Genomic DNA, 25,846 nt, shown 5'->3' on the forward strand with positions numbered 1-25,846 from the left:
ATCCTTAACTGATCGGCATTGCGGTTAAACCGACCTTTTACTCGTTCTTTCTCTTCGCCCATCAGGCGGTAAAGCAATCAGCGACTACGGAAGACAATGCGGCCTTTGCTCAGGTCGTACGGGGTCAGTTCAACAGTCACTTTGTCGCCCGTCAGGATGCGGATGTAGTTTTTGCGCATTTTACCGGAGATGTGTGCAGTAACCACGTGACCGTTTTCTAACTCTACGCGGAACATGGTATTAGGCAACGTTTCAAGAACGGTACCTTGCATTTCAATATTGTCTTCTTTGGCCATCTAATCCTCTGGGGTATCACTACCGTAATTTGAACCGGCAAGATAATGCCGAAGTTCTGTAAATAAGTAAAGATTTGTGCGCTAATTCGCAACAAACAGGTTTGGCACATAACTCCGAAAACACACGGCTAAGCCGCACTATAAGCGCAACGTATAAGGGAGCGGTGAGATAAACGGTGGGCGTTACCTGACGCGAAAAATTCCTTATCGGCAGCGGAGTAATGAGCATAACCAACTCTGCGACCGCAATTATAACACTCTGGGGAGAAATGTGCCGAAAACATTCATTCTTGTGGTGAAAACAATCGCCGTGGTACCCAGAAATTATTTGGTAACCGTTCGGGGCGCAGTTGATTGAGATAATTGAGGTAATCCCGGCGAGGAATTTCGCAGGCACCAAGCGAGGCCGTATGGTCATTTAATACCTGGCAGTCGATAAGCTTGCCGCCGTGGCGGATAAATTCGTCACAAAAAACCAGGAGCGCCGTTTTCGAGGCATTCTCCATGCGGCTGAACATCGACTCGCCACAAAACAGTGTTCCCTGCGCTACGCCGTACATGCCGCCGACAATTTCGCCTTCACGCCACACTTCTATGGAATGGGCATGGCCCAACTCGTGAAGACGATGGTAGGCTTCGACGACGTCACGCGTTATCCAGGTCCCTTCTTCGCGATCGCTGGCGCAGCCTTCAATGACCTGACCAAACGCGTAATTCAGCGTGACGCGATAGGGAGAGCGCTTATGAAAACGTTTCATGCTGCGGCTGATATGCAGTGATTCTGGCCATAAAACCGCACGTGGATCAGGCGACCACCAGAGAATAGGATCGCCCGGAGAAAACCACGGGAAAATACCGCGCTGATAAGCCATGAGCAGCCGCGCAGGGCTAAGATCGCCTCCCAGTGCCAGCAGACCGTTAGGCTCACGTAATGCGCCTTCCGGGGAAGGGAAGGCTATTGAATGGCGAGAAAGCTGAACCAGGCGCATGACTGCAAAACTCCACTACGCAAGTCGGATCGTTCAATAATAGCTTACAAACCCTGCTTAAACTGGTAATAACGCCCCTGTCTGGCAAGCAGTTCTGCATGGGTACCTTGTTCAATAATTTGCCCGTTGTCCATCACTATTATTTGCTGAAAATGTGAAAGTCCACGCAGCCGATGTGTAACCATCAATAGCGTTTTCTCACGCATCATTTCAGTCAGTAATTCGAGGATCTGACTTTCAGTCGTGGCATCTAAGCCTTCGGTTGGTTCATCCAGTAATACTAACGGCGCATCGTGCAATAGCGCACGGGCGATAGCCAGACGACGCAGTTCGCCGCCGGAAAGCTGACGTCCGCCTTCTCCCAACCAACTGTTGAGCCCTGTGTCTTCGAGTAGTTTCTCCAGACCGACGCGACGGAGAATTTCAGCAAGAGTCTCATCAGTAGCGCCAGGTGCGGCGAGTAACAGATTATCGCGCAGTGTGGCGCTAAACAGATGCACTCGCTGCGGTACAACGCTGATGGTCTGGCGCAATGTCGATTCATTCAGGTCAGAGATCGGGCTGCCGTTGAGCAAAATCTCACCCTGTTGCGGGTCCCATGCACGGGTTAGAAGTTGTAACAACGTTGATTTTCCGCATCCGGTTCGCCCGAGAATCGCAATATGTTCTCCGGCGTTTGCCTGAAGAGAAATCCCTTTAAGTGCTTGTTGGGATTGTTCCGGATAAGTGAACACAACATCCCGTAACGTCAGGGAAACCTGCTCAGGAACGGCGGACTGAGTATCCGGGAAGGTCACTTCTGGTTTTTGGTCCGTTAAGTCAGTGATACGCACGGCAGAAGCAATAACTTGCCCCAGATGCTGAAATGCACCTGTCACCGGAGCCAGGGCTTCGAATGCAGCCAATGCACAGAAGACAAACAGCGCTATTAACGCGCCTGGCTGGCTATTACCGCCAACGCCGCCGGAGGCCATCCATAGCATCAGAATCACCGCCAGCGCGCCAATCAACAGCATAATTGCCTGCGAGAGCGCGGTCAGTTCGGACTGACGACGCTGCGCTTCCAGCCACTGAATTTCGGTGTTCTCTAACTGCGTACGATAACGATCGCTGGCACCAAAAATGGTCAGTTCAGCTTGCCCTTGCAGCCAGGCGGTTAACTGTTGGCGATACTGACCGCGAAGATGGGTAAGGTTTTGCCCGGTGCTTTTCCCCGCTCGATAAAACAGCGGCGGCATGAGGAAAAGCGTCAGCAACATAATGCCGCCCAGCGTGAAGGCGAGGGTGAAATCAAGAAAACTTAACCCGACAGTCACCACCATAATTACCACAAAAGCCCCTACCAGCGGTGAGATAACGCGCAAGTAAAGATGATCGAGCGTATCAACATCGGCGACGACGCGGTTGAGCAATTCGCCCTGGCGATAGCGGGCCAGCCCGGCAGGGGAGAGAGGCAACAGCTTGCTGAAGGTGTAAATGCGCAAATGCTGCAACACGCGGAAAGTCGCATCGTGACTCACCAGACGTTCAAAATAGCGCCCGGCGGTGCGGGTGATTGCCGCGCCACGTACACCTGCGGCAGGTAGCATGTAGTTAAAGCTGTACAGTCCTGCAACTCCCGCCACTGCCGAAGCGGAGAGGAACCAACCAGAAAGCGTCAACAAGCCGATACTGGCGAGCAGTGTGACAATTGCCAGCACAATACCGAGACTTAACATCCACTTATGACGCTTATATAGAGCCAGATAAGGAAGTAACGCGTGCATTTAAATCTCCTCCTGACGGTGGGCCAGCAACGTGGCGAATGGACCGTTAGCCACGCTTAAATCAGCGTAACAACCTTGCTCGATAATTTGGCCATCCTGCATCACCCAAATGACGTCCCAGTCAGCGAGATCTTCTAATTGGTGGGTGACCATCAGCGTTGTCTGGCGCTGCGAGGCTGCGTTTAGCGCCTGCATCACACGCTGCTCGCTGTGTGCATCGAGGCTGGCTGCAGGTTCATCCAGTAATAACAGTGAGCAGGGATGAAGTAATGCACGCGCTACGGCCACACGTTGTGCCTGACCTACGGAAAGGCGAGCTGCCTGATCGCCCACGGGAGTATCGATACCTTGCGGCAGGAGCGGCAGAAACTCACTGACCCAGGCGTTATCCAGGGCCGTTTGTAACTCTTGCTCGCTGGCATCCGGTCGTGCCAGCAGCACATTGTCTCGTACTGTTGCCGCGGGTAATTGCGGATTCTGGCCAACCCATGAGAGATGTTTTCGCCATGATTCCGGAGATAAATCCCGCAATTCAATGCCGTTGATTTGCAGCGAGCCTTGATAAGAGAGAAAACCGGAAAGCGCATTTAATAGTGAACTTTTCCCGGATCCGCTTCGTCCCACCAGTACCGCACGTTTGCCTGCAGGTAGTGTAAAGTTCAGCGGGCCAGCCAGTGTTTTACCTTCAGGCGATGTGATGAACAGATCTTTGGCTTCAATGGTCACTGGTTCGGTAGACGTTAACTCAACGTCACCACGCTGTGGATGGGCGAGCGGTGTTTCCATAAATGTTTTCAGGCTGTCAGCCGCGCCAACAGCCTGGGCTTTGGCATGATAAAACGTGCCGAGATCACGTAACGGCTGGAAAAACTCGGGGGCGAGGATCAACGCAAGGAAGCCCGCAGCCAACGTCACGCCAGTGCTGTAGTGGCCGAAATCCAGCTCACCAAGATAAGAGAAACCAAAGTACACCGCGACCAAGGCAATCGAGAGCGAGGTAAAGAATTCAAGAATACCGGAGGATAAAAACGCCAGGCGTAATACTTCCATGGTCCGTTGGCGAAAATCTTCCGAAGCCGAACGGATACTTTCAATTTCAGCCTCGCCACGACCAAAAATACGCAGGGTTTCCATGCCGCGCAGACGATCGAGAAAATGCCCACTTAAGCGAGCAAGCGCGAGAAAGTTGCGTCGGTTAGCATCGGCAGCACCCATCCCAACTAAAGCCATAAACAACGGAATTAACGGTGCAGTGCCGAGTAAAATAAGTGCCGCGGCCCAGTTAGAAGGGAAAATTGCGACGACAATCAGTAGTGGCACTGAGACTGCCAGCGCCATTTGCGGTAGGTAGCGAGCATAGTAATCATGCATATCGTCAATTTGCTCAAGCACCAGCGTCGCCCAGCTCCCCGCAGGTTTGCCCTGAATCCAGGCCGGCCCCGCCTGCTGCAAACGGTCAAGAACCTGGCGGCGGATGGCAAAACGAATATGTTGCCCGGCGTGATAGCCCACCCGTTCGCGTAACCAGACCACCCATGCACGCAGCACAAAGGTCATCACCAGCAAGGTAAAGGGAAGTAGCAAGGCTTCTCGGGGGATGTTCTCCATAATCATATGTTGCAGAATTCGCGCCATAAACCAGGCTTGGGCAATTATTAATATGCCGCTCACAAAGCCCAGCAGACGAGAAATATTCAGCCAACGTTGGGAGATGACGCTTTGCTGTTTTAACCAGCGGGTTAACTCTTTTTGACGGGATTTATTCATTGCACGCTTAGCAGGTGAGTTATCAGAATTATTTGCAGAGCAATGTTACAACGGGGAAAAAATAAAGGCGACCCATAGTCGCATGGTGTCGCCTTCTTTACTTTTGTTACTGATTTGTAAAATTATTTTGCGTCAGCTAAACCGTCGAGGTAGCGTTCCGCATCAAGTGCTGCCATGCAGCCTGTACCGGCAGAAGTAATGGCCTGGCGATAAATATGATCCATCACGTCACCTGCGGCAAAGACGCCCGGAATGCTGGTCTGGGTGGCATTACCATGAATACCCGACTGCACTTTGATGTAGCCGTTTTCCAGTTCCAGTTGTCCTTCAAAAATAGCCGTGTTCGGACTGTGACCGATAGCAACAAACAGACCAGCAACGTCGAGAGACTCGATATTATCGCTGTTTTGCGTATCGCGCAGACGAACGCCAGTGACGCCCATCTGATCGCCGATCACTTCTTCCAGCGTACGGTTGGTGTGCAGAATGATGTTGCCGTTCTCCACTTTGTCCATGAGACGCTTAATGAGGATTTTTTCCGCACGGAAACCATCGCGGCGGTGGATCAAATGTACTTCGGAAGCGATGTTAGACAGATACAGCGCCTCTTCAACTGCGGTATTGCCACCGCCGATGACCGCCACTTTCTGATTGCGATAGAAAAATCCATCGCAGGTTGCACAGGCAGAAACCCCACGACCTTTAAAAGCCTCTTCAGAGGGCAGGCCGAGATAGCGTGCAGAAGCCCCGGTGGCAATAATCAGCGCATCGCAGGTATATTCGCCGTTATCGCCAGTCAGGCGGAACGGACGATTCTGCAAATCCACTTTATTGATGTGGTCAAAAATAATTTCAGTTTCAAACTTGGTAGCATGTTCATGCATGCGTTCCATGAGCAACGGGCCGGTCAGATCATTTGGATCTCCTGGCCAGTTTTCTACTTCAGTGGTCGTCGTCAGCTGGCCGCCTTTTTCCATGCCGGTAATCAGCACCGGTTGCAGGTTGGCGCGTGCCGCGTAGACAGCAGCGGTATATCCCGCCGGGCCTGAGCCCAGGATAAGCAGTTTACTGTGTTTGGTCGTGCCCATGAGATCCCCATAGTTGTTGGCAGACAATGGGCAGGATTGTAGGGAATTTACAGACGTAAAAAAAGAGTATGACGATTTTGTTAACGATTTGTGCAATCGTCAAAAGCGATAATCGTGTCAAATTCTCCTGTCATTCTCCCGTCATTATCACGTCTGCTACTTAATTTTTCCGGTTTATAAGCCGATTAAATGATGATTAAACGTCACTGTTAATGAATAACTGGCATGTTGTACTAAAAAACGATGTTTTGCTTTGACAATCACCTGGTGTTTTGCGAAAACATTCGAGGAAGAAAAAAACAGTATTGTTATGTGCGCATAATCATGCATGTAAATACCATGTTTACCGTGCTAGTGAAATCTACGCATGGCGTGGACAGACGCCATTCGTGATGTCGATAGCTGCCTCAAGGCAACGGTCTTCTCACCGTAGACCCAGGCATTGCGAGCCGTGAATCTTAATGATTTCGGTCTATCGTGACAGGTAGCGACTCTGAACAGTGATGTCTTCAGGGTCAGACAGGAGTAGGGAAGGAATACAGAGAGACAATAATAATGGTAGATAGCAAGAAGCGCCCTGGCAAAGATCTCGACCGTATCGATCGTAACATTCTTAATGAGTTGCAAAAGGATGGGCGTATTTCTAACGTCGAGCTTTCTAAACGTGTGGGACTTTCCCCAACGCCGTGCCTTGAGCGTGTGCGTCGGCTGGAAAGACAAGGGTTTATTCAGGGCTATACGGCGCTGTTGAACCCGCATTATCTGGATGCATCACTTCTGGTATTCGTTGAGATTACTCTGAATCGTGGCGCTCCGGATGTGTTTGAACAATTCAATACTGCTGTGCAAAAACTTGAAGAAATTCAGGAGTGTCATTTAGTATCCGGTGATTTCGACTACCTGTTGAAAACACGCGTGCCGGATATGTCAGCTTATCGTAAGCTGCTAGGGGAAACCCTGCTGCGTCTGCCTGGCGTCAATGACACACGGACATACGTTGTTATGGAAGAAGTCAAGCAGAGTAATCGTCTGGTTATTAAGACGCGCTAACACGGAACAGGTGCAAAATAGGCGTATTTTGATTACACTCCTGTTAATCCATACAGCAACAGTACTGGGGTAACCTGGTGCTGTTGTCCGTTTTAGCATCGGGCAGGAAAAGCCTGTAACCTGGAGAGCCTTTCTTGAGCCAGGAATACACTGAAGACAAAGAAGTCACATTGACAAAGTTAAGCAGCGGGCGCCGACTTCTGGAGGCGTTGCTGATTCTTATTGTCCTGTTTGCCGTCTGGTTGATGGCAGCCTTATTAAGCTTTAACCCTTCGGACCCCAGCTGGTCGCAAACGGCCTGGCATGAGCCTATCCATAATTTAGGCGGGACGCCTGGCGCGTGGCTGGCAGATACGCTGTTCTTCATTTTTGGCGTGATGGCTTACACCATCCCGGTCATTATTGTTGGCGGCTGTTGGTTTGCCTGGCGTCATCAGTCCAGCGATGAGTACGTTGACTATTTCGCCGTTTCGCTAAGAATTATTGGCGTGCTGGCGCTTATCCTTACGTCCTGTGGCCTTGCGGCAATCAACGCGGACGACATCTGGTATTTTGCCTCCGGTGGTGTAATCGGTAGTTTATTAAGCACTACGCTGCAGCCGCTGTTGCACAGCAGTGGTGGGACCATTGCGCTGCTCTGTGTTTGGGCGGCTGGCCTGACGCTGTTTACCGGCTGGTCCTGGGTGACCATTGCCGAAAAACTGGGGGGCTGGATTTTAAACATCCTCACTTTCGCCAGTAACCGCACTCGTCGTGATGATACCTGGGTTGATGAAGAAGAGTATGAAGACGACGAAGAGTATGAAGACGAAAAAAACGGCAAACAGCATGAATCGCGCCGTGCTCGTATTCTTCGTGGCGCGTTAGCGCGTCGTAAACGTCTGGCTGAAAAATTCATCAATCCGATGGGGCGGCAAACAGACGCTGCCTTGTTCTCCGGTAAGCGGATGGATGATGAAGACGACATTACCTACACTGCGCGCGGCGTAGCCGCTGATCCTGATGATGTCCTCTTTTCGGGCAACCGTGCAATGCAGCCAGAATATGACGAATACGATCCATTATTAAACGGTGCACCAATTACCGAACCTGTTGCTGCGGCAGCTGCTGCTACCACGGCGACGCAAAGCTGGACAGCTCCGGTTGAACCTGTTACTCAGACGCCGCCTGTTGCGTCGGTTGATGTTCCACCTGCTCAACCTGCTGTTGCCTGGCAGCCTGCGCCAAGGCCGCAAACGGGCGATTCGGTCATTGCCCCAGCGCCGGAAGGTTATCCGCAACAACCTGTGCAGTCACAGCAGCCATATTATGCGCCTGCTGCGGAACAACCTGTTCAACAACCATATTACGCACCAGTGCCTGAACAGCCGGTTCAGCAGCCGTATTATGCGCCTGTTGCGGATCAACCTGTTCAACAACCATATTATGCACCAGTGCCTGAACAACCAGTGGCTGATAACGCGTGGCAAGCCGAGGGGACACAATCCACTTTTGCGGCGCAGTCTACATACCAGCCTGAGCAAACCTACCAGCAGCCAGCCGTTCAGGAGACGTTGCGTCAACAGCCGCAACCGGTTGAACAGCCGCCTGTTGTAGAACCTGAACCGGTTGTTGAAGAAACAAAACCTGCGCGTCCGCCGCTTTACTACTTTGAAGAAGTTGAAGAGAAGCGTGCGCGCGAACGTGAGCAGCTCGCCGCTTGGTATCAGCCTATTCCTGAACCAGTTAAAGAACCTGAGCCTGTTAGACCTGTTCAGTCAGCTAAATCTGTTCAGTCATCGCCGACTGCTGCCGCAGTCCCTCCGGTAGAAGCCGTGGCTGCTGTTTCGCCGCTGGCATCGGGCGTGAAGAAAGCGACTCTGGCGACGGGGGCCGCAGCAACGGTTGCTGCACCTGTTTTTAGCCTGGCAAATAGCGGTGGACCTCGACCACAAGTGAAAGAGGGGATAGGCCCGCAGTTGCCACGACCAAAGCGTATTCGTGTTCCGACTCGTCGTGAACTGGCATCGTATGGCATTAAACTACCTTCACAACGAGCCGCCGAAGAGAAAGCTCGCGAAGCGCAGCGCAATCAATACGATTCTGGCGATCAGTATAACGATGATGAAATCGATGCGATGCAGCAAGATGAGTTGGCACGTCAGTTTGCCCAGGCACAGCAGCAACGCTATGGTGAACAGTATCAGCATGATGCGCCAGTTAACCCTGAAGATGAAGATGCAGCGGCGGAGGCTGAACTGGCTCGTCAGTTTGCCCAGACTCAGCAGCAACGTTATTCCGGTGAACAACCTGCGGGAGCAAATCCATTCTCGCTGAATGATTTTGAATTTTCACCGATGAAAGCGTTGGTGGATGATGGCCCACACGAGCCACTGTTTACGCCCATTGTTGAACCACAGCAACCGGTAGCGCCGCAGCAGCAGTATCAGCAGCCACAGCAACCGGTAGCGCCGCAGCAGCAGTATCAGCAGCCGCAACAACCGGTGGCACCGCAGCCGCAGTATCAACAGCCGCAGCAACCGGTAGCGCCGCAGCCGCAATATCAGCAGCCGCAGCAACCGGTAGCACCACAGCCGCAGGATACCCTGCTTCATCCGTTGTTAATGCGCAACGGTGATAGCCGTCCGTTGCATAAACCAACGACGCCACTACCCTCGCTGGATTTGCTGACACCACCGCCAAGCGAAGTTGAGCCAGTAGATACCTTTGCGCTTGAGCAAATGGCGCGTCTGGTAGAAGCACGGCTGGCCGATTTCCGCATTAAAGCTGATGTGGTCAATTATTCACCAGGACCTGTAATCACCCGTTTTGAGTTGAACCTGGCGCCGGGCGTAAAAGCCGCACGTATTTCTAACCTGTCACGCGACCTTGCCCGTTCATTGTCGACCGTGGCGGTGCGTGTGGTTGAAGTCATTCCTGGTAAACCTTACGTAGGTCTGGAGTTGCCGAACAAAAAACGACAAACCGTTTATCTGCGCGAAGTGCTGGATAACGCGAAGTTCCGTGATAACCCATCGCCGCTGACGATTGTTTTGGGTAAAGATATCGCAGGCGATCCGGTCGTAGCCGATCTGGCTAAAATGCCTCACTTGCTGGTTGCGGGGACCACTGGTTCCGGTAAGTCGGTGGGTGTAAACGCCATGATCCTGAGCATGCTCTATAAAGCGCAGCCGGAAGATGTTCGTTTCATTATGATCGACCCGAAAATGCTGGAGCTTTCGGTTTATGAAGGCATCCCGCATCTGTTAACGGAAGTCGTAACAGACATGAAAGATGCTGCCAACGCTCTGCGCTGGTGCGTAAATGAAATGGAACGCCGTTATAAGCTGATGTCGGCACTGGGAGTGCGTAATCTTGCGGGGTATAACGAAAAAATTGCTGAAGCGGACCGAATGATGCGTCCGATTCCAGACCCGTACTGGAAGCCAGGTGACAGTATGGATGCCCAGCATCCAGTGCTGAAAAAAGAGCCGTACATTGTAGTGCTGGTGGATGAATTTGCCGACCTGATGATGACGGTAGGTAAAAAAGTGGAAGAGTTGATTGCGCGTCTGGCGCAAAAAGCCCGTGCCGCAGGTATTCACCTCGTGCTGGCAACGCAGCGCCCTTCGGTGGATGTTATTACGGGGCTGATTAAAGCGAACATTCCAACCCGTATCGCCTTTACCGTATCCAGCAAGATCGACTCACGTACCATTCTTGATCAGGCTGGCGCGGAATCACTGCTTGGTATGGGGGATATGCTTTACTCCGGGCCGAACTCAACCATGCCGGTACGTGTCCATGGTGCTTTTGTTCGCGATCAGGAAGTTCATGCCGTGGTGCAGGACTGGAAAGCGCGTGGTCGTCCGCAGTATGTAGATGGCATCACCTCCGACAGCGAAAGCGAAGGCGGAGCTGGTGGTTTCGACGGTGCTGAAGAACTGGATCCGCTATTCGATCAGGCGGTGGCGTTTGTCACTGAAAAACGCAAAGCGTCTATTTCTGGTGTTCAGCGTCAGTTCCGCATCGGTTACAACCGTGCTGCACGCATTGTTGAACAGATGGAAGCGCAAGGGATCGTCAGCGAACAGGGTCACAACGGTAATCGTGAAGTGCTGGCCCCGCCACCGTTTGACTAATTAGTGCATCGTAGGCCGGATAAGACGCGATAGCGTCGCATCCGGCACTCTATCAACTGAAAATTCAGTATTTTCTTCTTTCCTCAAGCTGATTATTAGCCTGGAATAGAGAGTAGAGGGAACTCCCGATCGGGAGTGACGTAATTTGAGGAACAATGATGAAAAAAATTGCCATCACCTGTGCATTACTCTCAAGTTTAGTGGCGTCCAGTGTTTGGGCTGATGCCGCAAGCGATCTGAAAAGCCGTCTGGATAAAGTCAGCAGCTTCCACGCCAGCTTTACGCAAAAAGTAACTGACGGTAGCGGCGCGGCGGTGCAGGAAGGTCAGGGCGATCTGTGGGTGAAACGTCCAAACTTGTTCAACTGGCATATGACTCAACCTGATGAAAGCATTCTGGTTTCTGATGGTAAAACACTGTGGTTCTATAACCCGTTTGTTGAACAGGCTACGGCGACCTGGCTGAAAGATGCCACCGGGAATACGCCATTTATGCTGATCGCACGTAACCAGTCCAGCGACTGGCAGCAGTACAACATCAAACAGAACGGCGATGACTTTGTTCTGACGCCGAAAGCCAGCAATGGCAATCTGAAGCAGTTCACTATTAACGTGGGCCGTGATGGCACCATCCATCAATTCAGCGCGGTGGAACAGGACGATCAACGCAGCAGTTATCAGCTGAAATCCCAGCAAAACGGTGCTGTGGATGCAGCGAAATTTACCTTCACCCCGCCGCAAGGCGTAACGGTAGATGATCAACGTAAGTAGAGGCACCTGAGTGAGCAATCTGTCGCTCGATTTTTCGGATAATACTTTTCAACCTCTGGCCGCACGTATGCGGCCAGAAAATTTAGCACAGTATATTGGCCAGCAACATTTGCTGGCTGCGGGGAAGCCGTTGCCGCGCGCTATCGAAGCCGGACATCTGCATTCCATGATCCTCTGGGGGCCGCCAGGTACCGGTAAAACTACCCTTGCCGAAGTGATCGCCCGCTATGCAAATGCTGATGTGGAACGTATTTCTGCTGTCACTTCTGGCGTGAAAGAAATTCGCGAAGCGATAGAGCGCGCGCGGCAAAACCGCAATGCCGGTCGCCGTACCATTTTGTTTGTCGATGAAGTGCATCGCTTTAATAAAAGCCAACAGGATGCGTTTCTGCCACACATTGAAGATGGCACCATCACGTTTATTGGTGCAACCACTGAAAACCCGTCGTTTGAGCTTAATTCGGCGCTGCTTTCCCGTGCTCGTGTCTATTTGCTCAAATCCCTGACCACCGAGGATATAGAGCAAGTACTGACTCAGGCGATGGAAGACAAAACCCGCGGCTACGGTGGGCAGGATATTGTTCTGCCAGATGAAACACGCCGCGCGATTGCTGAACTGGTGAATGGCGACGCGCGCCGGGCGTTAAATACGCTGGAAATGATGGCGGATATGGCCGAAGTCGATGACAGCGGCAAACGTGTCCTGAAGCCTGAGTTACTCACCGAAATTGCTGGTGAGCGTAGCGCTCGTTTTGATAACAAAGGTGATCGCTTTTACGATCTGATTTCCGCGCTGCATAAATCGGTACGCGGTAGCGCACCTGATGCGGCGCTGTACTGGTATGCGCGGATTATTACTGCGGGCGGTGATCCGTTATATGTCGCACGTCGCTGCCTGGCGATTGCTTCAGAAGATATCGGTAACGCCGATCCGCGGGCGATGCAGGTGGCGATTGCTGCCTGGGATTGCTTTACCCGCGTAGGTCCGGCAGAAGGTGAACGCGCCATTGCCCAGGCGATTGTTTATCTCGCGTGTGCGCCAAAAAGTAACGCTGTCTACACCGCGTTTAAAGCCGCGTTAGCTGATGCCCGTGAACGTCCGGATTATGACGTGCCGGTACACCTGCGTAATGCGCCAACCAAACTGATGAAGGAAATGGGCTACGGGCAGGAATATCGTTACGCCCACGATGAAGCAAACGCTTATGCTGCCGGTGAGGTTTACTTCCCGCCGGAAATAGCACAAACGCGCTATTATTTCCCGACAAACAGAGGCCTTGAAGGCAAGATTGGCGAAAAGCTCGCCTGGCTGGCTGAACAGGATCAAAATAGCCCCATAAAACGCTACCGTTAATGTTATCGTTGCGGTAATGTTGTTACTGTATCCCTGTGGTCGCAGGCTGTGGCCACATCTCCCATTTAATTCGATAAGCACAGGATAAGCATGCTCGATCCCAATCTGCTGCGTAATGAGCCAGACGCAGTCGCTGAAAAACTGGCACGCCGGGGCTTTAAGCTGGATGTAGATAAGCTGGGCGCTCTTGAAGAGCGTCGTAAAGTATTGCAGGTCAAAACGGAAAACCTGCAAGCAGAGCGTAACTCTCGATCAAAATCCATCGGCCAGGCGAAAGCGCGCGGGGAAGATATCGAGCCTTTACGTCTGGAAGTGAACAAACTGGGCGAAGAGCTGGATGCAGCAAAAGCCGAGCTGGATGCTTTACAGGCTGAAATTCGCGATATCGCGCTGACAATCCCTAACCTGCCTGCAGATGAAGTGCCGGTTGGTAAAGATGAAAATGACAACGTTGAAGTCAGCCGCTGGGGTACCCCGCGTGAATTTGACTTCGAAGTTCGTGACCACGTGACGCTGGGTGAAATGCACTCCGGCCTCGACTTTGCGGCAGCGGTTAAGCTGACAGGTTCGCGCTTTGTGGTGATGAAAGGGCAGATCGCTCGCATGCACCGCGCACTGTCGCAGTTTATGCTGGACCTGCACACCGAGCAGCATGGCTATAGCGAAAACTATGTCCCGTACCTGGTTAACCAGGATACGCTGTACGGTACGGGTCAGTTGCCGAAGTTTGCTGGCGATCTGTTCCATACTCGTCCGCTGGAAGAAGAAGCTGATACCAGTAACTACGCGCTGATCCCAACTGCAGAAGTTCCGCTGACCAACCTGGTTCGCGGTGAAATCATCGATGAAGATGATCTGCCGATCAAAATGACCGCTCATACCCCATGCTTCCGTTCTGAAGCCGGTTCTTATGGTCGTGATACCCGTGGTCTGATTCGTATGCACCAGTTCGACAAAGTTGAAATGGTTCAGATCGTGCGTCCGGAAGATTCAATGGCGGCACTTGAAGAGATGACTGGTCATGCGGAAAAAGTCCTGCAACTGCTGGGCCTGCCGTACCGCAAAATCATCCTTTGCACTGGCGACATGGGCTTTGGCGCTTGCAAAACTTACGACCTGGAAGTATGGATCCCGGCACAGAACACCTACCGCGAGATCTCTTCCTGCTCCAACGTCTGGGATTTCCAGGCGCGTCGTATGCAGGCACGTTGCCGCAGTAAGTCTGACAAGAAAACCCGTCTGGTTCATACCCTGAACGGTTCTGGTCTGGCTGTTGGTCGTACGCTGGTTGCGGTAATGGAAAACTATCAGCAGGCTGATGGTCGTATTGAAGTACCAGAAGTTCTGCGCCCGTATATGAACGGACTGGAATATATCGGCTAATATCCAACTATTCTGAATCTAAAAAGCGCCTGCGGGCGCTTTTTTTTATCTCCCTTTGATACCAAACAATAATTACAGCTGACTTAAGCGCAATACTACTTTCGAGTGAAAATCTACCTATCCCGTTGATTTTCAAATTATTCGATGTATACAAACCTATATAGCGCGCCGCTATGAAAATAATTACACAAGACGGTTTGTTACTGGAATCAATCGTAAGCAAGCTTGAGTGAGCCATTATGAAAACGAAAATTCCTGATGCGGTATTGGCTGCTGAGGTGAGTCGCCGTGGTTTGGTAAAAACGACAGCGATCGGCGGCCTGGCGATGGCCAGCAGCGCGTTAACATTACCCTTTAGCCGGATTGCGCACGCTGCTAATAGTGTCGCTCCGGCAAATTCAGACGAAAAGGTGATATGGAGCGCCTGTACTGTTAACTGTGGCAGCCGCTGTCCACTGCGTATGCATGTAGTAGACGGCGAAATCAAATATGTCGAAACGGATAATACCGGGGATGACAATTACGAAGGACTGCACCAGGTGCGCGCGTGCCTGCGTGGGCGTTCTATGCGTCGCCGCGTTTACAATCCCGACCGCCTGAAATATCCGATGAAACGAGTAGGTGCTCGTGGCGAAGGTAAGTTTGAGCGTATTAGTTGGGAAGAAGCCTACGATATCATCGCCACGAATATGCAGCGCCTGATAAAAGAGTACGGTAACGAATCCATCTATCTGAACTATGGTACCGGTACGCTGGGCGGCACCATGACCCGTTCCTGGCCGCCGGGAAATACTCTGGTAGCGCGTTTGATGAACTGCTGCGGCGGTTATCTGAACCATTATGGTGACTACTCCTCGGCGCAAATAGCCGAAGGTTTGAACTATACCTATGGCGGCTGGGCCGATGGCAACAGTCCGTCAGATATCGAAAATAGTAAACTGGTGGTGCTATTTGGTAACAACCCTGGCGAGACGCGTATGAGCGGCGGCGGGGTGACCTATTACCTGGAGCAGGCGCGGCAAAAATCAAATGCACGTATGATCATTATCGATCCGCGCTATACCGATACGGGCGCCGGACGCGAAGATGAATGGATCCCGATTCGTCCGGGAACAGATGCGGCATTGGTTAACGGTCTGGCGTATGTCATGATCACCGAAAACCTGGTTGATCAGGAATTCCTCGACAAATATTGTGTCGGCTACGACGAAAAAACGTTGCCTGCCAGCGCGCCGAAAAATGGTCACTACAAAGCGTATATTCTGGGTGATGGGCCAGACGGTGTTGCCAAAACACCGGAATGGGCCTCGCAAATTACCGGTATCCCGGCAGATAAAATCATCAAACTTGCTCGTGAAATCGGCAGCACCAAACCGGCATTTATCAGCCAGGGGTGGGGGCCGCAGCGCCATGCCAACGGTGAAATTGCCACGCGTGCCATTTCGATGCTGGCAATCCTCACCGGGAACGTCGGTATTAACGGTGGTAACAGCGGTGCGCGAGAAGGTTCATACAGCTTACCGTTTGTGCGGATGCCTACCCTGGAAAACCCGATTCAGACCAGCATTTCCATGTTTATGTGGACCGATGCCATTGAACGTGGCCCGGAAATGACGGCACTGCGTGACGGTGTGCGCGGGAAAGATAAGCTGGATGTTCCGATCAAGATGATCTGGAACTATGCCGGTAACTGCCTGATTAACCAGCATTCGGAAATCAACCGTACCCATGAAATCCTCCAGGATGATAAGAAGTGTGAGCTGATTGTGGTTATCGACTGCCACATGACCTCATCGGCGAAATATGCTGACATCCTGCTGCCGGACTGCACTGCCTCCGAACAGATGGACTTTGCGCTGGATGCATCCTGCGGGAATATGTCTTACGTGATTTTTAACGATCAGGTGATTAAACCGCGCTTTGAATGTAAGACTATCTACGAGATGACCAGCGAACTGGCAAAACGTCTTGGCGTCGAGCAGCAGTTTACTGAAGGTCGTACCCAGGAAGAGTGGATGCGTCACCTGTATGCCCAGTCGCGCGAAGCGATTCCGGAACTGCCAACCTTTGAAGAGTTCCGCAAACAAGGGATCTTTAAAAAGCGCGATCCGCAAGGGCATCACGTCGCTTACAAAGCCTTCCGTGAAGATCCGCAGGCAAATCCACTGACCACGCCATCGGGCAAAATTGAGATCTATTCACAGGCGCTGGCTGACATTGCCGCCACCTGGGAATTGCCGGAAGGCGATGTGATCGATCCGCTGCCGATCTATACACCGGGCTTTGAAAGTTATCAGGATCCGCTCAACAAACAGTATCCGCTGCAGCTTACGGGGTTCCATTACAAATCTCGTGTTCACTCGACTTACGGTAACGTAGACGTGCTGAAAGCAGCTTGCCGTCAGGAAATGTGGATCAACCCACTTGATGCGCAAAAACGTGGTATCAGCAACGGCGATAAGGTGCGGATCTTTAACGATCGTGGTGAAGTCCATATTGAGGCGAAAGTGACGCCACGAATGATGCCGGGCGTGGTCGCATTGGGCGAAGGTGCCTGGTATGACCCGGATGCGAAACGTGTCGATAAGGGCGGTTGTATTAACGTACTGACCACTCAACGTCCTTCTCCTCTTGCCAAGGGGAATCCATCACATACGAACCTTGTTCAGGTTGAAAAGGTGTAAGGAGTAACCGATGACAACCCAGTATGGATTTTTTATTGATTCCAGCCGTTGCACCGGTTGCAAAACCTGCGAGCTGGCCTGTAAAGACTACAAAGATCTGACGCCGGAAGTTAGTTTCCGCCGCATTTATGAATATGCTGGTGGAGACTGGCAGGAAGATAACGGCGTCTGGCATCAAAACGTATTTGCCTACTATTTGTCGATTTCATGCAACCACTGCGAAGATCCGGCTTGTACCAAAGTCTGCCCAAGCGGTGCAATGCATAAACGTGAAGATGGTTTTGTCGTTGTCGATGAAGATGTGTGTATTGGCTGTCGTTACTGCCATATGGCCTGCCCGTATGGCGCACCGCAGTACAACGCAACCAAAGGTCATATGACCAAATGTGATGGTTGCTATGACCGCGTCGCAGAAGGTAAAAAACCGATCTGCGTCGAATCTTGCCCGCTACGGGCGCTGGATTTCGGACCTATCGACGAGCTGCGTAAAAAACACGGCGATCTGGCGGCTGTTGCGCCGTTGCCGCGTGCGCACTTCACCAAACCGAATATTGTGATTAAACCTAACGCCAATAGCCGCCCAACCGGGGATACCACTGGCTATCTGGCAAACCCGAAGGAGGTGTGAGATGGGAAGTGGATGGCATGAATGGCCGCTGATGATCTTCACGGTCTTCGGGCAATGTGTGGTGGGCGGTTTTATCGTTCTGGCTTTGGCACTGCTCAAAGGTGACCTGCGAGCAGAAGCCCAGCAGCGTGTTATCGCCTGTATGTTTGGCTTATGGGTTCTGATGGGCATTGGGTTTATCGCCTCTATGCTCCATCTTGGCTCACCAATGCGCGCCTTTAACTCGCTTAACCGGGTAGGGGCTTCAGCTCTGAGTAACGAAATCGCCAGCGGTTCGATCTTTTTTGCCGTAGGCGGAATCGGCTGGTTGTTGGCGATGCTGAAAAAATTGTCACCGGCATTACGCACGCTTTGGCTGGTGGTGACGATGGTTCTCGGCGTGGTCTTTGTCTGGATGATGGTGCGTGTCTATAACAGCATCGATACCGTACCGACCTGGTACAGCATCTGGACGCCGATGGGCTTCTTCCTGACCATGTTTATGGGCGGACCGTTGCTGGGTTACCTGTTGCTGAGCCTGGCTGGTGTCGATGGATGGGCGATGCGTCTGTTGCCTGCAATTTCCGTGTTGGCACTGGTGGTGAGTGGCGTGATGTCAGTAATGCAGGGCGCAGAACTGGCGACCATTCATAGTTCAGTGCAACAGGCTGCCGCACTGGTGCCTGACTACGGTGCGCTGATGTCCTGGCGGATTGTGCTTTTGGCCGTGGCACTGTGCTTGTGGATTGCACCGCAGGTGAAAGGCTTTCAGCCTGCGGTGCCTCTGCTTTCCGTATCATTCATCCTGCTTCTTGCAGGGGAATTAATCGGCCGCGGGGTATTCTACGGTTTGCATATGACCGTTGGCATGGCCGTTGCCAGTTAAGGTGTAATAACCGGGGGTTCGGCCCCGGTTATCTCTTATTTCTGTTTCGTTAACGTGTCATAACTGGTCATCAAATTACGATAATCAGGAATGTGGTTAGAGAACAACGTCGCCAGCCCCTCAATATCGTTACGCCAGTCGCGGTGCAACTCACAAGCCACGCCGAACCATGTCATCAATTGAGCGCCAGCTTGTGACATACGATCCCACGCTGAATGCCGGGTAATCTCGTTAAAGGTTCCAGAAGCGTCGGTTACCACAAAGACATCAAACCCTTCTTCAATAGCCGAAAGCGCCGGGAATGCTACGCAAACCTCGGTTACCACCCCTGCAATAATCAGTTGTTTTTTACCTGTCGCTTTAACTGCTTTGACAAAATCTTCGTTATCCCAGGCGTTAATATTTCCAGGACGCGCAATATAAGGCGCATCCGGAAACTGTGCTTTCAGCTCGGGGACTAATGGGCCGTTAGGGCCGGTTTCAAAACTGGTGGTGAGAATGGTGGGGAGATTGAAATATTTTGCTAAGTCACCCAGCGCCAGCACGTTATTTTTGAATTTGTCGGGGTCAATATCCCGCACAAGGGAAAGCAAACCAGCCTGGTGATCAACTAACAAAACAGCAGCATCATTTTTATCGAGACGAACATACGGTTTGGTCATTCTCTTCTCCTTTCGAGAGTCAGTGATACGCCTGAAAGCGTTCAGGCGCGATGCGTTGCCTTGAAAGCATAGACGGGAAATCTTAGTTTGCTGTGACCATGAAATTTTTCGACTGAACGAAGCGCATGATGTTTGTGTTAGATCAATAAAAACAAGTAGATGAGATTAATTGTCTTTTTATTATTAGTGTTATGAATGAGTAATATCAATCGATAATACAGCCGCTGCGTTATGGGGGTATTTTACCCCATTGACAATGTTTTTAGCGGTGGCATGATGCGCATAAAATTTGAACTTCCTCACGGTTTTTATCCATGTCCACGTATACCCGGCCTGTCATGCTTTTGCTGTCTGGCCTGCTTTTGTTGACCTTAGCGATCGCAGTGTTAAATACACTCGTGCCGCTATGGCTCGCCCAGGAGCACTTGCCCACATGGCAGGTCGGCGTCGTCAGTTCGTCCTATTTTACCGGCAATCTGGTGGGGACTTTACTGACAGGGTATGTCATTAAACGTTTTGGATTTAATCGTAGCTATTACATGGCCTCGTTTATTTTTGCGGCGGGCTGTGCCGGGCTTGGCCTGATGATTGGTTTCTGGAGCTGGCTTGCCTGGCGTTTCGTTGCAGGCGTTGGTTGCGCTATGATTTGGGTTGTGGTCGAAAGTGCGCTGATGTGCAGCGGGACCTCACGTAATCGTGGACGACTACTTGCCGCTTATATGATGGTCTATTACGTGGGGACGTTTCTGGGCCAGTTGCTGGTCAGCAAAGTGTCGACTGAGCTGATGGCCGTGTTACCGTGGGCAACGGGTTTGATACTGGCAGGCATCTTACCGTTGTTGTTTACTCGTATTCTGAATCAGCAAACGGAAAAACATCCGGCTACGCCGATTACATCAATGCTTAAACTCCGCCAGGCACGGCTTGGGGTCAATGGCTGCATTATCTCCGGGATTGTCCTGGGCTCTCTGTATGGTCTGATGCCATTGTATCTTAACCATCAGGGGATCAATAACGCTAGCATCGGTTTCTGGATGGCTGTACTGGTCAGCGCAGGAATCCTTGGGCAGTGGCCTATTGGGCGTCTGGCGGATAAATTTGGTCGTCTACTGGTACTGCGCGTTCAGGTTTTTGTTGTCATTCTTGGTAGTATTGCAATGTTAAGCCAGGCTGCGATGGCGCCTTCATTGTTTATTCTCGGTGCTGCGGGGTTTACGCTGTATCCAGTAGCGATGGCCTGGGCTTGTGAGAAGGTTGAACATCATCAACTGGTGGCGATGAATCAGGCTTTACTGTTGAGTTATACAGTCGGTAGTCTGCTTGGTCCGTCTTTTACCGCCATACTGATGCAGAATTTTTCCGATAAACTGTTATTTATTATGATTGCCAGTGTGTCATTTATCTACTTGTTGATGCTGCTGCGTAACGCCGGTCATACACCCAAACCTGTCGCTCATGTGTAAATGAATTAGTGCAGAGTGTGAACATGCTGTATCGCACTCTGTTTTTTTTGTTTCCTCTATACAACTTGCTTTTACCAAATTTCATTTATGGAAAAATAAATTGTGCAGCAGGTTATAATTTTTCATTCCGCTATTTTCGTACTTCTTATTAGCCGCGCATAATCCCTCGTTTTACAGATATCTATTAAAAAAATAGCGAAGGATCGAACTATGGCTGGGAACGTTCAGGAAAAACAGTTGCGCTGGTACAACATTGCACTGATGTCTTTTATTACGGTTTGGGGATTTGGCAATGTTGTTAATAATTATGCCAACCAGGGGTTGGTCGTTGTTTTTTCATGGCTGTTTATATTTGCGCTCTATTTTACACCATATGCATTGATTGTCGGTCAGTTGGGGTCGACTTTTAAAGATGGGAAAGGCGGAGTCAGTACCTGGATTAAGCACACAATGGGCCCCGGATTGGCTTATCTTGCCGCGTGGACCTATTGGGTGGTGCATATACCCTATTTGGCACAAAAACCACAGGCCATTCTGATTGCGCTCGGCTGGGCGATGAAAGGTGACGGTTCGTTAATCAAAGAATATTCAGTCGTAGCGTTACAGGGGTTAACGCTGGTGCTGTTTGTCTTCTTTATGTGGATCGCTTCACGTGGTATGAAATCGCTGAAAATCGTCGGTTCTGTGGCAGGGATTGCGATGTTTATCATGTCGCTCCTGTATGTGGCGATGGCAGTAACCGCGCCTGCGATTACTGAAGTGTATATTGCGACCACGAACATTACCTGGGAAACGTTCATTCCCCATATCGATTTTACCTACATTACCACTATTTCAATGCTGGTTTTCGCGGTTGGTGGTGCAGAGAAGATTTCTCCCTACGTTAATCAGACGCGCAACCCAGGAAAAGAATTTCCAAAAGGGATGCTATGCCTGGCGGTGATGGTTGCGGTTTGTGCCATTCTGGGCTCTCTCGCAATGGGGATGATGTTTGACTCGCGTAATATTCCTGATGACTTAATGACTAACGGTCAGTATTACGCTTTTCAGAAGCTGGGCGAGTATTACAACATGGGGAATACCCTAATGGTGATTTACGCCATTGCAAATACCCTGGGACAGGTCGCTGCTCTGGTGTTCTCCATCGATGCTCCTCTGAAAGTGTTATTAGGTGACGCGGATAGTAAATATATTCCTGCCAGATTGTGCCGGACCAATGATTCAGGTACACCGGTTAATGGTTATCTACTGACCCTGGTGCTGGTGGCGATTCTGATTATGCTGCCAACACTGGGTATTGGTGACATGAATAATCTCTACAAATGGCTGCTCAATTTGAACTCAGTAGTGATGCCACTGCGTTATTTGTGGGTGTTCGTGGCGTTTATTGCAGTAGTTCGCCTGGCGCAGAAATATAAGCCGGAATATGTCTTTATTCGTAATAAGTCTCTGGCGATGACTGTCGGGATTTGGTGTTTTGCCTTTACTGCTTTTGCCTGTTTGACGGGAATCTTCCCGAAAATGGAAGCCTTCACTGCAGAGTGGACCTTCCAACTAGCGCTGAATATCGCTACACCATTTGTGCTGGTGGGGTTGGGGTTGATATTCCCGCTATTGGCTCGTAAAGCGAATACGAACTAATCATTGTGGTTAGTTCTGCAGAATGAAGCGCGGAATAACAAAGCGGCAACTCAATAAAGTTGCCGCTTTACGGGGAAATTAGAACATTACTTTATGACCATATTGCTCAAGAATACCTTTCACGCGTTCCATGGTCTCTTTCTTCGGTGGTTTCACACCATCGAGTTTGTACTCTTCACCCATCGCCACCCATTTGTGTTTGCCCAGCTCGTGATAGGGGAGAAGCTCGATTTTCTCAACGTTGCCCATATCACGGGTAAATTCACCGAGGCGATGCGCTGAATCGTCATCGTCAGACCAGCCTGGGACAACAACGTAGCGGATCCAGACTTTCACATTTTTGTTCGCCAGATATTTGGCGAACTCCAGCGTACGATGATTGGAAACGCCGACCAGATTCTGGTGGATCTCGTCGTTCATCTGTTTGAGATCGAGCATTACCAGATCGGTCACTTCCAGCAGTTCATCAATCACTGGATCGTAACGACGAACAAAACCGTTGGTGTCCAGGCAGGTATGAATGCCTTCTTTTTTGCAGGCGCGGAACCAGTCACGAACAAATTCAGCTTGCAGGATTGCTTCACCGCCGGATGCGGTAACGCCACCGCCTGAAGCATTCATAAAGTGGCGATAGGTCACCACCTCTTTCATTAAATCTTCAACGGTAACTTCTTTGCCGCCATGCGTGTCCCAGGTGTCGCGGTTATGGCAATACAGGCAGCGCATCAGGCAGCCCTGGAAAAAGGTGATAAAGCGAATACCCGGGCCGTCTACGGTTCCACAGGATTCAAAGGAGTGAATGCGACCAATAACTGACATTGCGGTGTTTCTCCAGATGTGGCCCATCTGAGGCCGTGTTGGTGCGCAGCTCGAAGGCTACGTCGAGTCTGTTTTGGCAGTTACCTTAAAGTATAGATAGCTGACAAAAAAGGCTCTCTTGCTAAAAAAGGCCCCACTTTCGTGGAGCCTTTATTGTACGCTTTTTACTGTACGATTTCAGTCAAATCTAATTACATAGATTGAGTGAAGGTACGAGTAATAACGTCCTGCTGCTGCTCTTTAGTCAGCGAGTTGAAACGTACTGCGTAGCCAGATACACGGATGGTCAGCTGCGGATATTTTTCCGGGTTTTCCATCGCGTCGAGCAGCATTTCACGGTTCATCACGTTAACGTTCAGGTGCTGACCACCTTCGATGGACGCTTCGTGGTGGAAGTAACCATCCATCAGACCAGCCAGGTTGGTCTTACGAACTTCGTCGTCTTTACCCAGTGCGTTCGGAACGATAGAGAAGGTGTAAGAGATACCATCTTTAGCGTAAGCGAACGGCAGTTTAGCAACGGAAGTCAGGGAAGCTACAGCACCTTTCTGGTCACGGCCGTGCATCGGGTTAGCACCCGGTCCGAACGGCGCGCCAGCACGACGACCGTCTGGGGTGTTACCGGTTTTCTTACCATACACAACGTTAGAAGTGATGGTCAGAACAGACTGAGTCGGGATAGCGTCACGGTAGGTGTGCAGTTTCTGAATTTTCTTCATGAAACGTTCTACCAGGTCAACAGCCAGGTCATCTACACGCGGATCGTTGTTACCAAACTGCGGGTATTCGCCTTCGATTTCGAAGTCGATAGCCAGACCGTCTTCGTCACGAATCGGTTTAACTTTCGCATATTTGATTGCAGACAGGGAGTCAGCAGCAACGGACAGACCAGCGATACCACACGCCATGGTGCGGATAACGTCACGGTCGTGCAGCGCCATCAGAGAGGCTTCGTAGCTGTACTTGTCGTGCATGTAGTGGATGATGTTCAGTGCAGTGATGTACTGTTTAGCCAGCCAGTCCATGAAGTGATCCATGCGCTCCATCACTTCATCGTAGTTCAGGAGGTCGCCTTTGATCGGTTCAGACTTCGGACCAACCTGCATTTTCAGTTTTTCGTCAACGCCGCCGTTGATTGCGTACAGCATGGTTTTCGCCAGGTTTGCACGCGCACCGAAGAACTGCATTTGTTTACCAACGATCATCGGGCTTACGCAGCAAGCGATAGCGTAGTCATCGTTGTTGAAGTCCGGACGCATCAGGTCATCGTTCTCGTACTGCAGAGAAGAGGTGTCGATGGACACTTTAGCGGCGAATTTCTTGAAGTTCAGCGGCAGTTTTTCAGACCACAGAATGGTCATGTTCGGTTCCGGAGACGGACCCATGGTGTACAGGGTGTTCAGGAAACGGAAGCTGTTTTTGGTAACCAGGGTACGACCGTCGAGGCCCATACCACCGATAGATTCGGTTGCCCAGATCGGGTCGCCAGAGAACAGTTCATCGTACTCCGGAGTACGCAGGAAGCGAACCATACGCAGTTTCATGACCAGGTGGTCAACCATTTCCTGCGCTTCTTGTTCGGTGATCTTGCCAGCTTTCAGGTCACGTTCGATGTACACATCCAGGAAGGTGGAGGTACGACCGAAGGACATTGCAGCACCGTTCTGAGACTTAACAGCAGCCAGGTAGCCGAAGTAAGTCCACTGGATAGCTTCCTGAGCGTTGGTAGCCGGACCAGAAATGTCGTAGCCGTATTTCGCAGCCATTTCTTTCATCTGACCCAGAGCGCGGTGCTGTTCAGCGATTTCTTCGCGCAGACGGATAGTCTGTTCCAGGTTTACGCCGTTTTCCAGATCAGCCTGCAGAGAGGTGAACTGTGCCAGTTTGTCTTTCATCAGGTAGTCGATACCGTACAGCGCAACGCGACGGTAGTCACCGATGATACGACCACGGCCATATGCATCTGGCAGACCGGTCAGAACACCAGATTTACGGCAACGCAGGATGTCCGGAGTGTAAACGTCGAACACGCCCTGGTTGTGAGTTTTACGGTATTCAGTGAAGATTTTTTTGATCATCGGATCCAGTTCGCGGTTGTACGCTTTGCAGGAACCTTCGATCATTTTGATACCACCGAACGGGATAAGAGCACGTTTCAGCGGAGCTTCAGTCTGCAGACCAACGATTTTCTCAAGCTGCTTGTTGATGTAGCCAGCGTCGTGAGAGGTGATGGTGGAAGCAACAGCGGTGTCAAAGTCAACTGGCGCGTGAGTGCGGTTTTCCAGTTTAACGCCTTCCATTACTTTGTCCCACAGGGTGGTGGTCGCTTCAGTAGCGCCAGCCAGGAAGGACTCGTCACCCTCGTACGGAGTGTAGTTTTTCTGAATGAAGTCACGGACGTTTACTTCATTCTGCCAGTCACCTTTGGTAAAACCTTCCCAGGCTGTGGCTAACTTTTCATTAAGCTCGGACATGTAACACCTACCTTCTTAAGTGGATT

General features: G+C 51.0%; 18 protein-coding genes. 10 read left to right on the forward strand and 8 right to left on the reverse strand.

What is annotated here, in order from left to right:
* Positions 1-77: 77 nt before the first annotated feature.
* The 5 genes from infA to trxB all read right to left on the reverse strand — a co-directional run bounded on the left by infA (position 78) and on the right by trxB (position 5,906).
* On the reverse strand, positions 78-296 hold the full coding sequence (gene infA, locus FEK46_RS04650; RefSeq protein ID WP_001040187.1) for a translation initiation factor IF-1: 219 nt from the start codon (positions 294-296) through the stop codon (positions 78-80).
* A gap of 284 nt (positions 297-580) precedes the next feature.
* On the reverse strand, positions 581-1,285 hold the full coding sequence (gene aat / locus FEK46_RS04655; protein ID WP_130205277.1) for a leucyl/phenylalanyl-tRNA--protein transferase: 705 nt from the start codon (positions 1,283-1,285) through the stop codon (positions 581-583).
* 44 nt (positions 1,286-1,329) lie between these two features.
* Positions 1,330-3,051, reverse strand: a complete 1,722-nt coding sequence (cydC, locus tag FEK46_RS04660) for a cysteine/glutathione ABC transporter ATP-binding protein/permease CydC (protein WP_135406302.1) — start codon at positions 3,049-3,051, stop codon at positions 1,330-1,332.
* Positions 3,052-4,818 carry a cysteine/glutathione ABC transporter permease/ATP-binding protein CydD gene (cydD, locus tag FEK46_RS04665; RefSeq protein ID WP_130205281.1) on the reverse strand — a complete coding sequence of 589 codons (1,767 nt, stop codon included), beginning with the start codon at positions 4,816-4,818 and terminating at the stop codon, positions 3,052-3,054.
* 122 nt (positions 4,819-4,940) lie between these two features.
* Positions 4,941-5,906 carry a thioredoxin-disulfide reductase gene (gene trxB / locus FEK46_RS04670; protein WP_130205283.1) on the reverse strand — a complete coding sequence of 322 codons (966 nt, stop codon included), beginning with the start codon at positions 5,904-5,906 and terminating at the stop codon, positions 4,941-4,943.
* Positions 5,907-6,461: 555 nt separating this feature from the next.
* Here trxB and lrp point away from each other — a divergent pair.
* From lrp to dmsC, 8 genes are all read left to right on the forward strand, one after another.
* A complete protein-coding gene (gene lrp / locus FEK46_RS04675) occupies positions 6,462-6,956 on the forward strand; it encodes a leucine-responsive transcriptional regulator Lrp (RefSeq protein ID WP_000228473.1) in 495 nt (164 codons plus the stop codon).
* Between the two features lie 134 nt (positions 6,957-7,090).
* Positions 7,091-11,077, forward strand: coding sequence for a DNA translocase FtsK (locus tag FEK46_RS04680; RefSeq protein ID WP_138194652.1), 3,987 nt, complete (start codon positions 7,091-7,093; stop codon positions 11,075-11,077).
* Positions 11,078-11,235: 158 nt separating this feature from the next.
* A complete protein-coding gene (gene lolA / locus FEK46_RS04685) occupies positions 11,236-11,847 on the forward strand; it encodes an outer membrane lipoprotein chaperone LolA (protein ID WP_001295343.1) in 612 nt (203 codons plus the stop codon).
* Between the two features lie 10 nt (positions 11,848-11,857).
* Entirely contained in the window at positions 11,858-13,201 is a 1,344-nt protein-coding gene (gene rarA / locus FEK46_RS04690; RefSeq protein WP_130205287.1) for a replication-associated recombination protein RarA, read from the forward strand.
* A 90-nt stretch (positions 13,202-13,291) separates the two neighbouring features.
* The gene (gene serS, locus FEK46_RS04695) at positions 13,292-14,584 is read left to right on the forward strand and encodes a serine--tRNA ligase (RefSeq protein WP_000886683.1); all 1,293 of its coding nucleotides are present in this window, start codon (positions 13,292-13,294) and stop codon (positions 14,582-14,584) included.
* A 239-nt stretch (positions 14,585-14,823) separates the two neighbouring features.
* Entirely contained in the window at positions 14,824-17,268 is a 2,445-nt protein-coding gene (gene dmsA, locus FEK46_RS04700) for a dimethylsulfoxide reductase subunit A (protein WP_130215687.1), read from the forward strand.
* A gap of 10 nt (positions 17,269-17,278) precedes the next feature.
* Positions 17,279-17,896 (forward strand): dimethylsulfoxide reductase iron-sulfur subunit DmsB, encoded by a 618-nt coding sequence (dmsB, locus tag FEK46_RS04705; RefSeq protein WP_000213094.1) that lies wholly within the window; start codon positions 17,279-17,281, stop codon positions 17,894-17,896.
* 1 nt (position 17,897) lies between these two features.
* Positions 17,898-18,761, forward strand: a complete 864-nt coding sequence (gene dmsC, locus FEK46_RS04710) for a dimethyl sulfoxide reductase anchor subunit DmsC (protein WP_130260771.1) — start codon at positions 17,898-17,900, stop codon at positions 18,759-18,761.
* A 35-nt stretch (positions 18,762-18,796) separates the two neighbouring features.
* Here dmsC and ycaC read toward each other — a convergent pair whose 3' ends face one another.
* Positions 18,797-19,423, reverse strand: coding sequence for an isochorismate family cysteine hydrolase YcaC (gene ycaC, locus FEK46_RS04715; protein ID WP_012133028.1), 627 nt, complete (start codon positions 19,421-19,423; stop codon positions 18,797-18,799).
* Positions 19,424-19,737: 314 nt separating this feature from the next.
* Here ycaC and FEK46_RS04720 point away from each other — a divergent pair, with 314 nt between their 5' ends.
* On the forward strand, positions 19,738-20,886 hold the full coding sequence (locus tag FEK46_RS04720; protein ID WP_131162337.1) for an MFS transporter: 1,149 nt from the start codon (positions 19,738-19,740) through the stop codon (positions 20,884-20,886).
* Between the two features lie 210 nt (positions 20,887-21,096).
* Positions 21,097-22,527 carry an amino acid permease gene (locus FEK46_RS04725; RefSeq protein ID WP_131162336.1) on the forward strand — a complete coding sequence of 477 codons (1,431 nt, stop codon included), beginning with the start codon at positions 21,097-21,099 and terminating at the stop codon, positions 22,525-22,527.
* Positions 22,528-22,605: 78 nt separating this feature from the next.
* Here the strand turns inward: FEK46_RS04725 and pflA are convergent, their stop codons facing one another.
* A complete protein-coding gene (gene pflA, locus FEK46_RS04730; RefSeq protein ID WP_000111043.1) occupies positions 22,606-23,346 on the reverse strand; it encodes a pyruvate formate lyase 1-activating protein in 741 nt (246 codons plus the stop codon).
* Positions 23,347-23,537: 191 nt separating this feature from the next.
* Complete coding sequence (gene pflB / locus FEK46_RS04735) at positions 23,538-25,820, reverse strand: formate C-acetyltransferase (RefSeq protein WP_001292820.1); 2,283 nt, start codon at positions 25,818-25,820, stop codon at positions 23,538-23,540.
* Between the last annotated feature and the right edge of the window lie 26 nt (positions 25,821-25,846).

The organism is Escherichia sp. E4736 (assembly GCF_005781225.1).
Classification (GTDB): Bacteria; Pseudomonadota; Gammaproteobacteria; order Enterobacterales; family Enterobacteriaceae; genus Escherichia.

Coding starts and splice junctions, on each gene's coding strand:
- infA (WP_001040187.1), bottom strand. CDS start 296: ATGGCCAAAGAAGACAATATTGAAATGCAAGGTACCGTTCTTGAAACG.
- aat (WP_130205277.1), bottom strand. CDS start 1,285: ATGCGCCTGGTTCAGCTTTCTCGCCATTCAATAGCCTTCCCTTCCCCG.
- cydC (WP_135406302.1), bottom strand. CDS start 3,051: ATGCACGCGTTACTTCCTTATCTGGCTCTATATAAGCGTCATAAGTGG.
- cydD (WP_130205281.1), bottom strand. CDS start 4,818: ATGAATAAATCCCGTCAAAAAGAGTTAACCCGCTGGTTAAAACAGCAA.
- trxB (WP_130205283.1), bottom strand. CDS start 5,906: ATGGGCACGACCAAACACAGTAAACTGCTTATCCTGGGCTCAGGCCCG.
- lrp (WP_000228473.1), top strand. CDS start 6,462: ATGGTAGATAGCAAGAAGCGCCCTGGCAAAGATCTCGACCGTATCGAT.
- lolA (WP_001295343.1), top strand. CDS start 11,236: ATGAAAAAAATTGCCATCACCTGTGCATTACTCTCAAGTTTAGTGGCG.
- serS (WP_000886683.1), top strand. CDS start 13,292: ATGCTCGATCCCAATCTGCTGCGTAATGAGCCAGACGCAGTCGCTGAA.
- dmsA (WP_130215687.1), top strand. CDS start 14,824: ATGAAAACGAAAATTCCTGATGCGGTATTGGCTGCTGAGGTGAGTCGC.
- dmsB (WP_000213094.1), top strand. CDS start 17,279: ATGACAACCCAGTATGGATTTTTTATTGATTCCAGCCGTTGCACCGGT.
- dmsC (WP_130260771.1), top strand. CDS start 17,898: ATGGGAAGTGGATGGCATGAATGGCCGCTGATGATCTTCACGGTCTTC.
- ycaC (WP_012133028.1), bottom strand. CDS start 19,423: ATGACCAAACCGTATGTTCGTCTCGATAAAAATGATGCTGCTGTTTTG.
- FEK46_RS04720 (WP_131162337.1), top strand. CDS start 19,738: ATGTCCACGTATACCCGGCCTGTCATGCTTTTGCTGTCTGGCCTGCTT.
- FEK46_RS04725 (WP_131162336.1), top strand. CDS start 21,097: ATGGCTGGGAACGTTCAGGAAAAACAGTTGCGCTGGTACAACATTGCA.
- pflA (WP_000111043.1), bottom strand. CDS start 23,346: ATGTCAGTTATTGGTCGCATTCACTCCTTTGAATCCTGTGGAACCGTA.
- pflB (WP_001292820.1), bottom strand. CDS start 25,820: ATGTCCGAGCTTAATGAAAAGTTAGCCACAGCCTGGGAAGGTTTTACC.